General features: G+C 39.7%; 14 protein-coding genes. 11 read left to right on the top strand and 3 right to left on the bottom strand.

Annotation, left to right across the window (positions count from 1 at the left end; genetic code table 11):
* Positions 1-117: 117 nt before the first annotated feature.
* On the bottom strand, positions 118-477 hold the full coding sequence (locus RFH42_RS06390; protein ID WP_308974762.1) for a Spx/MgsR family RNA polymerase-binding regulatory protein: 360 nt from the start codon (positions 475-477) through the stop codon (positions 118-120).
* A 643-nt stretch (positions 478-1,120) separates the two neighbouring features.
* A complete protein-coding gene (locus RFH42_RS06395; RefSeq protein WP_308974763.1) occupies positions 1,121-1,939 on the bottom strand; it encodes an exodeoxyribonuclease III in 819 nt (272 codons plus the stop codon).
* Positions 1,940-1,977: 38 nt separating this feature from the next.
* Here RFH42_RS06395 and pyrE point away from each other — a divergent pair, with 38 nt between their 5' ends.
* From pyrE to lpxC, 10 genes are all read left to right on the top strand, one after another.
* A complete protein-coding gene (pyrE, locus tag RFH42_RS06400; protein ID WP_308974764.1) occupies positions 1,978-2,628 on the top strand; it encodes an orotate phosphoribosyltransferase in 651 nt (216 codons plus the stop codon).
* A 98-nt stretch (positions 2,629-2,726) separates the two neighbouring features.
* Positions 2,727-3,230: a hypothetical protein gene (locus RFH42_RS06405; RefSeq protein ID WP_308974765.1), complete on the top strand. Its 504-nt coding sequence runs from the start codon at positions 2,727-2,729 to the stop codon at positions 3,228-3,230.
* Positions 3,231-3,374: 144 nt separating this feature from the next.
* Positions 3,375-4,316 carry a glutathione synthase gene (gene gshB / locus RFH42_RS06410; protein ID WP_308974766.1) on the top strand — a complete coding sequence of 314 codons (942 nt, stop codon included), beginning with the start codon at positions 3,375-3,377 and terminating at the stop codon, positions 4,314-4,316.
* 236 nt (positions 4,317-4,552) lie between these two features.
* Positions 4,553-5,650: an undecaprenyldiphospho-muramoylpentapeptide beta-N-acetylglucosaminyltransferase gene (gene murG, locus RFH42_RS06415; RefSeq protein WP_308974767.1), complete on the top strand. Its 1,098-nt coding sequence runs from the start codon at positions 4,553-4,555 to the stop codon at positions 5,648-5,650.
* 13 nt (positions 5,651-5,663) lie between these two features.
* Positions 5,664-7,112: a UDP-N-acetylmuramate--L-alanine ligase gene (gene murC / locus RFH42_RS06420; RefSeq protein ID WP_308974768.1), complete on the top strand. Its 1,449-nt coding sequence runs from the start codon at positions 5,664-5,666 to the stop codon at positions 7,110-7,112.
* 86 nt (positions 7,113-7,198) lie between these two features.
* Entirely contained in the window at positions 7,199-8,122 is a 924-nt protein-coding gene (locus tag RFH42_RS06425; RefSeq protein WP_308974769.1) for a D-alanine--D-alanine ligase, read from the top strand.
* A gap of 6 nt (positions 8,123-8,128) precedes the next feature.
* Positions 8,129-8,980 carry a cell division protein FtsQ/DivIB gene (locus RFH42_RS06430; RefSeq protein WP_308974770.1) on the top strand — a complete coding sequence of 284 codons (852 nt, stop codon included), beginning with the start codon at positions 8,129-8,131 and terminating at the stop codon, positions 8,978-8,980.
* A gap of 69 nt (positions 8,981-9,049) precedes the next feature.
* Positions 9,050-10,312, top strand: coding sequence for a cell division protein FtsA (gene ftsA, locus RFH42_RS06435; RefSeq protein WP_308974771.1), 1,263 nt, complete (start codon positions 9,050-9,052; stop codon positions 10,310-10,312).
* 164 nt (positions 10,313-10,476) lie between these two features.
* Entirely contained in the window at positions 10,477-11,658 is a 1,182-nt protein-coding gene (gene ftsZ, locus RFH42_RS06440; protein WP_308974772.1) for a cell division protein FtsZ, read from the top strand.
* Positions 11,659-11,783: 125 nt separating this feature from the next.
* Complete coding sequence (gene lpxC, locus RFH42_RS06445; RefSeq protein ID WP_308974846.1) at positions 11,784-12,686, top strand: UDP-3-O-acyl-N-acetylglucosamine deacetylase; 903 nt, start codon at positions 11,784-11,786, stop codon at positions 12,684-12,686.
* 97 nt (positions 12,687-12,783) lie between these two features.
* Here lpxC and RFH42_RS06450 read toward each other — a convergent pair whose 3' ends face one another.
* On the bottom strand, positions 12,784-13,224 hold the full coding sequence (locus RFH42_RS06450; RefSeq protein WP_308974773.1) for a DUF721 domain-containing protein: 441 nt from the start codon (positions 13,222-13,224) through the stop codon (positions 12,784-12,786).
* Between the two features lie 116 nt (positions 13,225-13,340).
* Here RFH42_RS06450 and RFH42_RS06455 point away from each other — a divergent pair, with 116 nt between their 5' ends.
* A complete protein-coding gene (locus RFH42_RS06455) occupies positions 13,341-13,997 on the top strand; it encodes a M23 family metallopeptidase (protein ID WP_308974774.1) in 657 nt (218 codons plus the stop codon).
* Positions 13,998-14,066: the final 69 nt, after the last annotated feature.

The raw sequence follows: 14,066 nt of genomic DNA on the forward strand, positions 1-14,066 counted from the left end.
TACAGCAAAATTAATCTACTCACTTGTTTTATAAATGGTTAATTAGGAAGTCACTTGACTTTGTTAGTATAAAAAAACAGCATGACAATTATATTGCACTGCTGTTGGTCATCACTTTTATTCAGTAGTCGCTTTTAGTGCACGATAGCGCTCTTCATCAAAACCAACAATATAGTCTTGGCCATTTTGTAAAACTGGTCGTTTAATGAGGCTAGTATGCGTGCTGAGAGCCTGAATTAATTCATCAGTGCTACTTAATGCTAAGGCTTGCTGTTCTGGGCTAAGCTTACGCCAAGTTGTTCCTTTTTTATTTAGAACAATATCAGCTCCAATATCTGTAATCCATGTTTGCAGCGTATGCGTATCAATTCCTTGTTTTTTATAGTCATGGAATTCAAAAGTGATGTTTAACTCATTGAGTAAATCAAATGCTTTTTTCATTGAGTTACAGTTTTTAATACCATAAATTTTTATCATGAATAGATCCATTAATGTTGAATGCACATTATTAAAAGTGATTTGCTGAAAATAAACAACTTGTGTGCTCTCGTTCAAGATTGTCGCTGTAGATTTTTTTGTTACCCACGAGATATTTCATCAAACTGTAATCTTCTTAAACAACAATACTTACATAAAAATAAAATGAAGAAGAAAAATTTTTACAAGTTAAATAAAGAGCAATAAGAGCTAGCAGGGCTATAACAAAAATAATTTATCCTGCTGGCAAGTAAACTAAGATAAGTGTGTTTGTTGTGAAGAAAAAATATTGTGAGCGAAAACCGATTAATCGAAATGACCAAAGCAGTTATTGTCGTGATTATTTAGGGAAAGAACGTATTTGATATAAGAGTGTTGTATAAATAGAGAAAACCCGCATCTAATCATCCTGATTATGCGGGTCTCATCACAACGTCCGTTGTCAAATCCTTTTAAACAAATGCATCCACACTTGTTTGTTTCATCCTACGGCTTCCTGTCCCTATGTTGTCATCCTGACAATATCCCTGTGCCGTGCAGCTATAATGCACTGCTTTACAAAAAGTAAAAATGAGCAAACACGACATCTATTGTGAGCAAATCGCCTCGTTTTAGTAAACACTTGTTCGCTCATTGTGATTGTTTATAAAGTGTAGTCAATAATTACGGGTGCGTGATCGCTATACCACTCATCGCGATAGACCCAAGCATTGCTGGTACGTTGTTTCCAGTCAGGTGAGCAGGCTTGGTAGTCAATGCGCCAACCTACATTTTTAGCACGCGCTTGACCACGGTTCGACCACCATGAGTAAAGTTCAGCTTCTTTACGAACCTCACGAAATGTATCTACATAACCTAAATCATCATAAATATGATCAAGCCATGCACGCTCATGGGGTAAACACCCTGAAGATTTTTGATTACCAGACCAGTTTTTAATATCAATACGTTTGTGTACGATGTTGTAATCACCACAAACAATGATTGAGCGATTTTCATCGCGCCATTGTTTAAGAATCAACTTATATTGTTCAAGGAAATGATCTTTGCGTACTTGAGCTTCTTCACCAGAAGAGCCAGAAGGGAGATAGAGTGAACAAATATGCACGGATTGATCGAGTCCAAGATCAAACTCAGCACTGATAAAGCGCCCTTGTGAATCTGCGAGTTCAAAGCCTAAACCTTCTTTAACGGCAATAAAGGGCAAGCGGCTATAAATAGCCGTACCAGCATAGCCTGGGCGTTCAGCTGGGAAAAGATGTGTATGCCATCCCTCAGGTTTAAATTTATCTGTCCATTGGGCATGTGTGATGCGGCTTTCTTGCATACAAACCACATCTGCCTCAGATTTTTCTAGCCACTCTAATAAGCCTTTACTGACAGAAGAGCGTAAGCCATTTACATTGAGTGAAACCACTCTTAAAATTTTTTGATCACTCGGATAGCTACTCTTTGGTATCATTCGCAGTCATAACCTCATATATGAATTTTGGAGCACCCATGACATCACCAGCTCAATTTAACCCACAAGCCTTCATTGAACTCGCACTAACACGTGGTGTGCTTAAATTTGGTGAGTTTACTTTAAAATCAGGTCGGGTAAGTCCTTATTTTTTTAACGCTGGCTTGCTTAACGATGGCGAAGCATTATCTCTACTTGCACAGGGGTATGCAGATAAATTAACACAATGTAGCAATGTTGAAGTAATTTTTGGGCCAGCATACAAGGGAATTCCTTTTGTCGCAGCAACCGCAGTTGCTTTATCTCAAGTACATAATATTAGTGTGCCTTGGGGATTCAATCGCAAAGAAGCCAAAGATCATGGTGAAGGTGGCATGTTGGTTGGTGCTGCAGTGCAAGGTAAAAAAGTTTGGATTATTGATGATGTAATCACCGCTGGTACAGCGATTCGTGAAGTAGTCACATTACTGAAAAACTCTGGTGCAACTATAGCGGGCGTTTTAGTTGCTCTAGACCGTCAAGAGCGTGGCCAAGGTCAACTCTCTGCGATTCAAGAAGTACAGAAGGAACTGGAAATTCCAGTACATGCATTAATTACTATGCAAGACCTTATGCAGTATTTAGAGCAAAAGGGTGATGTTGAGGCATTGAAGAAAATGCAATCTTATCGTGTGAACTACGGGATCTAGTCTGAAATAACGACTACAAGGTCGATTCGACTAAGAGCATCTGTTGACGATTTAGCTTTAAATGGTCAACAGATCATTGGATTAATGGTCTATTTGCTATGATTTTTCTTATTATTGCAGTTGTCATTTTTATTGTTGGCTTCATGGTATTACGTCAGTTAGATCAATATCGTTGGCGTCGGTATGCAGTAGAGCGTGAAAATTATTTTCAAAACCACCCACTACAATTTCAGGGAGATGGCCTGTTTAACATCAATCTTCCTTTAGATCGGCATGTTCAAATTAAATTGATTAATACCTTTATGTGGAAACAGGTCAAACAACACTATTTAAAAAAAGTACTTATTCAAAAAGAAGAACAGCGCAATATACATATGCCGCGTGTCAAAGTAATTTTGGAGCATATTGAATTGGGCTATCTTGATCAACATTATGCTCAACAAATGTGTCAAAGCCTAAGTCAGACAGATTTTAATGTAGGACGGCCAATAGAAGTTTTATCTGAGATTCATGTGTTGTGTGATGCCTCTCAAGCTATGAAGTGTAAAATATCGGTGGATTTACCCAAAGATGTATCAGTGTTAATAAATGCTTTGCACTAATTTATTTATAATGTGCTCAGAAAAAAATGAAGAACAAGAGAAACCCATTGGGCTTAATCGATTGAGATAAAAGTAAAATACAGAATATTGAGAGATAATCTCCGCTATACTAAATTTAATTCATATACTGAGAAGAGCTGAGCTATGCGCGTATTGGTGGTCATGGACCCAATTGAAAATGTCAATTTAAAAAAAGACTCCACAATGGCGATGCTTTGGGCAGCAGCTCGTCGCGGACATGAGTTGGGCTATGTTTTACAGCAAGACCTATATATTGATCAAGGTCAAGCAATGGGCCTGATTTCATCATTACAAGTATTTGAAGATTCAGAAAAATATTATGAATTGACAGAAAAAAAATCTCAGCCTGTTGCAAGCTATGATGTGGTGTTGATGCGTAAAGATCCACCATTTGATATGAACTTTGTTTACACCACTTATATTCTTGAGCAAGCTGAACGAGAAGGTGCTTGGATTATTAACAAGCCACAAAGCTTAAGAGACTGTAATGAAAAACTATTTGCAACACAGTTCCCTCAGTTGCAAGTACCAACCTTGGTAAGTTCTCAGCAAAGTTTAATCCGCGAATTTTTAGAGAAACATCAAGATATTATTGTGAAGCCTCTTGATGGTATGGGGGGAATGGGTATTTTCCGTCTACATAGTCAAGGCGTGAATATTGGTTCGACATTAGAAATGTTGACCCAAAATGGCAGTTTACCAATTATGGCTCAACGTTATATTCCTGAAATTGTGGATGGAGATAAACGTATTTTGATGATTAATGGTGAAGCTGTACCGTATTGTCTTGCACGTATCCCACAAAATGGTGAAGTTCGAGGTAATCTTGCAGCAGGAGGCTTGGGAGAGGCTCGTCCACTTACTGAGCGTGATCGTCAAATTGCATTGGAAGTTGGGCCATTTCTTCGTGAAAAAGGTTTGGTTTTTGTTGGGTTAGATGTGATTGGAGAATATGTAACCGAAATCAATGTTACTAGTCCAACCTGTATTCGTGAAATTGATGCACAATTTGGCACTTCAATTGCAGATGATTTATTTGATGTTATTGAGGCAAAAAAACTGTAAATTAAGTAAAGTGTGTGCATTGTTTGAAGGGATGGAAAATGCAAGAAAGCCCTTCACAATGCATTATCCCTTGAGGATAAATATTTATATAAGATCTTATTGAATTATTCAGTAATTAGAAAAAATGAAACAGTTAGTGAAAAATCCTGAAATTAACTTTCTGTTATGTCTTTTTGGGATTACAATTGACCGTTTTAAGTAAATCCTTTTGTATTTTAGCCTTGAAGAATTAAGCCGTGACTGATTTCCCAAAAAAAGCTTCTCGACATGTGATGATGATGGCCGCAGGCACAGGTGGACATGTTTTTCCAGCGCTTGCTGTCGCAAAACAACTACAACAACAAGGTCACCAAGTTTCCTGGCTGGCAACACCAGCAGGAATGGAAAACCGTCTCTTAAAACAACATGACATTCCAATTTATCAAATTGATATTCAAGGTGTACGAGGAAATGGGATACTTCGTAAGTTACTCGCACCTTTTAAAGTGTTGGCTGCAACGCTAAGTGCGATGCGTTATATGAAGCAACTCAAGGTTGATGCTGTTGCAGGCTTTGGGGGTTATGTTGCTGGGCCGGGTGGCTTGGCAGCTAAAATTTTAGGTATTCCAATACTGATTCATGAGCAAAATGCAGTTGCGGGTTTTACCAATACACAATTATCTCGAATTGCGAAAACAGTATGTCAGGCTTTTCCTGATACCTTTGCCCAAAGTGAAAAAGTACAAACCACTGGAAATCCTGTACGCCAAGATATTTTGGCTTTGTCTAAACCCGAGCAGCGTTACCAACAACGAGAAGTGGCTCAGCAAGCACTTAAAGTTTTGATTGTTGGTGGATCATTAGGTGCACAGGCGCTAAATAAGTGTGTGCCCTTAGCCTTGAAGCAGCTTTCTGTGCCTTTAGATGTTTTTCATCAATGTGGTCAAAATAAACAAGAAGAGACGCTTGCAGTTTATCAAGGCGCGCCAACTCACTTAAAAGTTGAAGTGCAACCTTTTATTGAAGATATGGCTAAGGCTTATGCTGATGCCGATTTAATTATTTGTCGTGCTGGTGCATTAACAGTGACCGAAGTTGCAACAGCGGGTGTGGCTGCTATTTTTGTGCCTTTACCTAGCGCTGTTGATGATCATCAAACTGCTAATGCTAGATTTCTTGAGCGCTTAGGTGCTGCGAAGATCTGTCCACAAACCAGTATGACCCCAGATTCACTAAAAGAAATGTTGATTCCGCTTATGCAGCGTCAACATTTGATGGATATGGCAATCAAAGCACAACAGTTTGCGCAAGTCGACGCCACGCAACGCGTTGTCCAACTCATCCAAGATTTGTAAATTAGAGTAGATTATGTCTGATAGCAGCCCAGCCAATAAAGCTAAAAATTTAATTAAAGTTCCAGAAATGCGCCGTATTAAACATATTCATTTTGTGGGTATTGGTGGTGCTGGAATGTGCGGTATTGCTGAGGTACTGAAAAACCAAGGCTATTGTGTTTCTGGTTCTGATATTAAAGTATCCAAAACAACAGCGCACTTAGAAGCGAATGGAATTAAAGTCTATATTGGTCATGCGGTAGAGAATATTAAAGATGCCAATGTGATTGTCGTTTCAACAGCTATTGATGTAGAAAACCTTGAAGTTAAAGCTGCGATTGAACAACGTATTCCAATTGTACGTCGTGCCGAAATGCTCGGTGAGTTAATGCGTTATCGACATGGTATCGCTGTTGCTGGTACACATGGTAAAACAACGACGACAAGCTTGATTACTTGTATGCTCGCTGAAGAGAACATGGACCCAACTTATGTCATTGGTGGTCAATTAAATCGTACTGGTGTAAATGCAGCTTTAGGTGCGAGTCGTTTCATTATTGCTGAGGCAGATGAATCGGATGCATCTTTTTTATACTTAGAGCCAATGGCAGCTGTGGTGACAAATATTGATGCTGACCATATGGATACTTATGGCGGTAGTTTCGAGAATCTGAAAGATACTTTTGTTAAGTTTCTACAAAAATTACCATTTTACGGTTTAGCTGTTGTCTGTGGTGACGATGCAAATGTGCGCGAAATTATGCCTAGAATTGGTCGCCCAATTCTAACATATGGTTTTAATGAAGATAATGACATTCGTGCTGTAGATGTTGATCAGAACGGTATGCAGACTCATCTCACTGTTTTACGTAAAGGGCGTGAACCTCTACGTGTTACAGTAAACCAACCTGGTTTGCACAATGTGTTGAATGCGTTGGCTGCAATTGGTATTGCGACTGATGAAGGCGTGTCAGATGCTTCAATTTGTCGTGCACTAGAAGGTTTTAGTGGGGTTGGACGCCGTTTCCAAGTACAAGGCGAATATGCAATCGCTGATGGAATGGTTAAGTTGGTTGATGATTATGGTCATCATCCAAAAGAAGTTGAAGCAACAATTAAGGCAGCACGACAAAGTCATCCTGATCGTCGCTTGGTGATGATGTTCCAACCACATCGTTACTCACGTACTCGTGATTGTTTTGACGATTTTGTTGAGGTGTTATCTCAAGTGGATCAGCTGCTTTTGCTTGAAGTTTATCCTGCTGGCGAAAAACCAATTGTTGGCGCAGATAGCCGCAGTCTTGCACGTAGTATTCGTTTGCGTGGTGAGGTTGAACCGATCATTATTGATCCGGTTGAGGGTAACTTGCAAAACGTGATACAAAAAGTGTTACAACCTAATGATTTATTATTAACACAAGGTGCAGGTAACGTTGGTGCAATTTCGTTAGAATTAGCACAAAGTGAATTATTTACCAAATAATGAAATTTTCATTGGTGAAAAACAGGTAATATCATTCATTAGCAGATATTTCACCATAATTTATGCAAAAGTTTAAGGATATAAACGTGTCAAATGCTTCTAAATTCGGCAAAGTTGCTGTATTGCTTGGTGGTAAATCTGCTGAGCGTGAGGTGTCATTAGATAGTGGTAAGGCAGTTTTAGAGGCATTGATCCGTTCTGGTGTCAATGCTGAGGCTTTTGACCCACTTGAACGTAGTGTAACTGAACTTGCAAATTACGATCGCGCATTTATTGTCTTACATGGTCGTGGTGGTGAGGATGGTCAAATTCAAGGTGCCTTAGAGTGGATGAATTTGCCTTATACCGGTACTCGTGTACAAGGTTCAGCGATTGGGATGGATAAGGTAAAAACCAAGCAAATTTGGCAAGGTTGTGATTTACCAACAGCTCCTTATCGTATTATCTCAGAGCAAACTGATCTCAACGAAGTTGTACAAAGCTTAGGTTTACCTTTGATTATTAAGCCTGTTCATGAGGGCTCTAGTGTTGGTATGACCAAAGTTGAGAGAGCGGAAGATTTAGCAAGTGCTGTCGTTAAAGCAAGCCAGCATGATGCTTTAGTTATGGCAGAGAAGTGGATTACTGGGCGTGAATTTACCATTGCGCTCTTAAATGGTCAGGCACTTCCTGTTATTCGACTACAGCCACCTGCTGATGTCGCGTTTTATGACTATGATGCAAAATATCTACGTAATGACGTGGAATATGGCATCCCTTGTGGTTTGAGCAAAGCAGAAGAACAACAATTACAAGCATTGTCTTTAACGGCATTTCAAGCTGTAGGTGCAAGTGGTTGGGGCCGTATTGATGCGATGCAAGATCAAGAGGGTAATTTCTGGTTGCTTGAAGTGAATACTGTACCAGGAATGACTAGCCATTCATTGGTACCTAAGGCAGCTGGAGCAGTGGGTTATAGTTTTGACTCATTGTGTCTTGCAATCCTTGAGCAAACTTTAACGGATAACTAACTGATTATGGCGCAGCTCCCTGCTTCTATGCGCCCTAAGCGCGCAGCAATTACCTCGATACATGAAAAGCCACCTACACGAAAAGATAAGTTCGTAAATTTGGGTGGTTGGGTGCTACTGGTGATTGCTGTTGTGGTATTGCTGGCGGGAATATTCGGTCTATATAAAGTGATGACTGATGCCCGAGTTGCTGCTCTAAATGTAGTGGGCATATCTTCAGATGTAGAAAAACAATACATCGTCCAGCATTTACAGCCTGTAGTGCAGAATAATTATTTTACATCGGATTTGGAGCAAATTCGCGACCGTACTCTAGAGATTCCTTGGGTTGATCGTGTTGTTGTTTCACGAACATGGCCAAATAGTATTAGTGTACGTATTGTTCCTAGACATGCTATTGCGCGTTGGGGAACAGGGCGTTTGTTAAGTGATGCAGGTGTTGTTTTCACTGAAGCGACAGCTAAAGATAATTCAAAATTGCCAATGCTGCATGGTCCATTGGGCCAATCTAAGGTGATGATGCGACGTTATAATGAGATAAATCAACTTTTTCAACCAGCACAGTTGAGGTTGAAAGATTTGTATTTAACAGATCGTATGACGTGGTTTATGCAATTTGATTCAGGTTTACGTGTGATTGTTGATCAAGATCAAACCATGAGCAAATTGCAGCGTTTAAATCAATTGGTTCAATCTGACTTAAAACCTGTATGGTCTCAAGTTGCTGCAATTGATTTACGTTATAGGAATGGTTTGGCGATTCAGTGGAAAAACTCTATGCCACCTAAGATTGTGAATGGACAATTTGTGTATTCTACAGTGCAAACCAGTGAGACAGTGCCAATAAGTACGCGGTAATATGGGTTGTATAGACAGATAAAATTTAACCTATTGAAATTTAAACAATGAAAAACATGGTAATGAATAATGAATGAAACTGTTCCATCAGTTGTTGCGATCGACATTGGAACGCATAAGGTTTCAGTCTTGATCGGTAAGGTGCATGCTCCTGATAATATTCAGGTGATAGGTATGGCGAGTGCGCGTAATCGAGGGATGAGCAAAGGAAAAATTGTTAGCCTTGATAAAGTCATTACCGCAATTAAAAATGCTGTGCAAGAAGCAGAAGATATGGCTGAGTGTCGGGTACACTCAGCATGGGTATCTATTCCTAACACAGAAATGCAGAGTTTTTACGCTGTTGGTCGCACACCTATTGCAAATCCAGATCGTATTATTACAACAAACGAGATGGTTCGCGCTTTAGAGTTAGCCAAAGCCAGTCATATGACTGCAGATTATTACTTGGCCAGTGCAGTTCCATTAGGTTTTGAACTCGATGATGCTGAAGAATGGGTGCAGAATCCTATTAATTTATCTGCACACAGCATGACTGCACATTACCAATTGATGATGTTGCCAATTAGCACGATGCAAAATTTAGATCGTGCGATGAAGGGAGCCAATATTTCAGTTGAAAAAATGGTGTTATCTTCCTTGGCAACAGTTGAAAGCAGCTTGCTTAAAGACGAAAAAGAATATGGCGTGTGTTTACTCGATATCGGCGCTGGGACGACGAGTATTGCAGTATATATTGAAGGTCACTTGGCAATGGCTCATACCATTCAGCTGGGTGGTGAAAATGTAACACGTGATATTGCTTCAGTATTACAAACGACAACAGAGGAAGCAGAGCGGATCAAACTGTTGTATGGTTGTGTTGATTTAAATCAGGTCAAGCCTGATCACATGATTCAATTTGAAGCTATTGATGGTCCGCAGAGTATCAGTCGTATTGAGTTATCTGAAATTATCTTGGCACGTTATATGGAAATCATGGGCTTAGTCCATGAAAAGTTAGAAGCACATGGTGCGCTACAGAGTTTGTATCATGGTGTGGTGCTTACTGGAGATGCGTGTCAGATTGAAGGAATGGTCGCATTTGCACGTCGTAGTCTAGGTGTATCAGCTCATTTGGGTAATCCACCTTTGCAAGTTGTTGCTGATGATCAATATTTACCTTCGTTAAGACGCTCAATGTATGCAACAGCTGCTGGCTTATTGCTTTTTAGCCAAAGTGAAATGCAAGAAACGATTGATGAGCCTGATGGGGCAAGAAAACGATCATTTCTACAGCGTTTAGCCAATGGCTGGAATACAATGAATAACAAGTTGAAGGGCATTTTTTAGGTATAGTTTTTTTTGGGAAGATTGTCGGTGAGTTGTAACTATCCTAGTGAAAACTTGACAAGCTTGGCATTGCGAAGCATCCTAAAAATAATTTATGTTTATGAAGATCAAGGCAGTATACGGGCTTAAGTGACTGCCAAAATTAATTAGGAAAGCTAAAGGTCATGGCCTCATTTGAATTTTTGGAAGATGAACGAAGTGATGGTAACGGTCAAGCCCGTTTTACTGTATTTGGTGTAGGTGGTGGTGGTGGTAACGCCGTTCAGCACATGGTGCAATCTGATATTCAGGGTGTTAAATTCGTTTGCGCAAACACGGATAAACAAGCACTTGATCGTATGAATGCACCTTTCAAGATTCAGCTTGGAGAACAAAGTACACGTGGCTTAGGTGCTGGAGCTAATCCAGATGTAGGACAAATTGCTGCTGAAGAAAGCCGTGAAGTAATACGTCAACACCTTGAGGGTGCTGATATGGTTTTTGTTACTGCGGGTATGGGTGGTGGTACAGGTACTGGTGCAGCACCTGTTGTTGCTGAAATTGCCAAAGAAATGGGTATCCTGACCGTTGGCGTGGTAACAACACCATTTAACTTCGAAGGCCGACGTCGTTTACGTTCTGCAGAGAAGGGTATTGAAGCTTTAGAAACACACGTAGATTCATTGATTATTATCCCAAATCAACGCCTATTAAGCGTGTATGGTGATATTTCAATGCAAGATGCATATCGCAAAGCAGACGATGTATTACTGAATGCTGTGCGCAGTATTTTTGATTTGGTGGTACGCCCTGGTCACATTAACCTTGACTTCGCAGATTTAAAAACAGCGATGAGCACACGTGGTTATGCCATGATGGGTGAAGGTAAAAGCAGTGGTCCAGACCGTGCTGAAGAAGCTGCACGTTTGGCGATTCGTAGCCCATTACTTGATAATGTCAACATTATCAATGCTAAAGGCGTGTTAATCAATATCACTGGTGGCGCTGACGTAACTTTACGTGAAACTGAAGTGATTACTGATGTAGTTAACCAAATCGTTGATTTAGATGATGGTGAAGTATTCTTCGGTACTGTATTTGATCCAGATGCACGTGATGAAATTAGAGTAACTGTGATTGCAACAGGCTTAACACGTAATGCAAATGATGCTGCGGATACACGCCGTAAGCCAGTATCTGCAACAGCTACACATGCACAGCATTCAGCTCAAAATGTGGAAGATGAAGACATTCCAGCTATCAGTCGTAGACAAAATGCAGAGATTCCAACATCGGCACCAAGTGCTTCACCACGTTCTACGCCAATGAGTATTCAAGACTATTTGAAGAATCAACAGCGTAAATAGTTGAAATATATAATTATATTATTTTTCGACCTAAAATGGCAGTGAGAATCACTGCCATTTTTGTTTTTTATCAATGGCTAAATATGCTAACGTATAGTGGATTTGAGGATGAAGACCATAAAAGCATGTTGAAACAACGTACCCTAAAACGTGCCGTGAAAGCCAGTGGCATTGGATTACACAGTGGGCAAAAAGTCATTATTAATTTTTTGCCACATGTGGTGGATGGGGGTGTTGTTTTCCGCCGAATTGATTTAGATCCACCTGTGGAGATCCCCGCTGACGCACTTTTAGTGCAAGAAGCATTTATGTGCTCAAATTTGGTCATTGATGACTATAAGGTCGGTACGATTGAACATATAACAAGTGCGATTGCGGGTTTAGGCATTGATAATATTATTGTCGAAGTCTCAGCATCCGAAGTTCCTATTATGGATGGTAGTGCTGGCCCATTTATTTACCTGCTCAACAAGGGCGGCTTGGTAGAACAGGATGCACCCAAAAAATTTATTCGTATTTTAAAACCTGTGACAGCATTTATTGAGGATAAGCGAGCAGTTTTTACACCTCATGATGGTTTTCAAATTAACTTTACCATTGATTTTGATCATCCTGCTTTTGCTAAAGAATATCAATCAGCGACAATCGACTTTTCTACTGAAACTTTTGTATATGAAGTGAGTGGAGCACGTACGTTTGGCTTTATGAAAGACTTAGATTATTTAAAATCACATAATTTAGCATTAGGTGCGAGTCTAGATAATGCAATTGGTGTGGATGACACCGGCGTTGTTAATGAAGAGGGACTGCGCTTCGCTGATGAATTCGTACGCCACAAAATTTTGGATGCTGTTGGTGATTTATATTTGCTTGGACACCAGATCATTGCCAAATTTGATGGGTATAAGTCTGGACATGCACTTAATAACCAATTATTGCGCAATGTGAAAAGTGATCCAAGTAGCTACGAAATTGTAACATTTGATGATAGTAAATCTTGCCCAATTCAATATGTAAAAGTGGTTTAAAGCCTTATCATATCTAGATTTATGTTATATTATAACGCTTTGTCGCTGTTGGATCGTCTGCGTTTTTATGGCAATTTGAACTATCATAATGTAATAATTACATTTTATCGCTTGCCAAACGCAGTAGTGCTTGACTAAGCTTAGGGTCCTGAACAAAGTTTGCTGCATGTTCAAGCATGTTGCGGGCTTCGGGTGTGATTTGCTTTTCAATCTTTGTGGTTTTATGTTGAGGCTTTGCTTTTTGTCTCAATCTAACCTGAATTTTGTTTAAGTCATTTAGCCCCTCGATTTGAGATAATTGAGAAATATACTGCTTTTGAAGATAGCCGAGTTGACTAATCATTGCTTGATTTTCACCGGTGATTGTCAAGATGCCGTATTGATAACAGACCACCTGCCACTGCTCAGGCTGTGGAAGTAAAGGTTGGATTAATTTAGTAAGTTTTTGCCATTCAGCAACTTGCTTTTTCAGAAACGATAAGTTTCCTGTTTTTAGATGTTGATTTGATGTTTGGAACAGATTGTTTGGTTCAGACATTGAGTGTTTCCAAATGCTTACAACTTATGAACTTCATCTTAAGCCGATGTGAGAGAAAAGATCAAGGTGAGTACAGCAAGCAGAACAATAGCTAAAAATAGTTGAAAGAGGTTTTTATGCAATCGAGACGTGTTTTATTGGCGTTTTCTCTCGCCGCAACAACTGCTTCAGCTGCTTTTGCAGATTTAATTGATCAAAATTCTGCTGTTTCAAATGATCGGCTTGGTGAGTTAGTTAAAACAGTACAAGGTACTTATGAAGCTCCTAAGCTAGATGCTAAAATTCGTGGCGAACAGACCAAAGTTATTAATAACGAATATCTTTCTGGTAAATACGGCGCTTCTACTTCATTGAATTTATCTTCTGGATCAGATTTATCTTGGTTAGTGACTCATCCACTGCCTGATATGGCGCGTGTTAGCTCTAATTATGGCGGTCGTACTATGGGTGGCCGTGCAGAGAATCATTCTGGTTTAGATATGTCAGCACCAAGCGGTACACCAATCTATGCAACAGGACCTGGCGTTGTTACAAAATCAGGCTGGGGTACGGGTTATGGCCAATATGTTGAAATTAACCATGGTAATGGTTATGTAACTCGTTATGCACATGCATCACGTTTGGTTGTATCTGTAGGGCAAAATGTTAAAGCTGGTGACCATATTGCGAATGTAGGTTGTACTGGACGTTGTACTGGTCCACATTTGCACTATGAAGTAGTGAAAAATGGTCAACGAAAAAATCCATCGACTTATTTGGCTATGTTGCCGTAAGCGATCAAATATTCCCTTTATGGGTATAAGTTAAAAAATTATTATTAAATTTTGAATTGAATGGCGCCC

Origin of the sequence: Acinetobacter rudis, from assembly GCF_031157835.1 — a bacterium.
Lineage (GTDB): Bacteria > Pseudomonadota > Gammaproteobacteria > Pseudomonadales > Moraxellaceae > Acinetobacter > Acinetobacter rudis_A.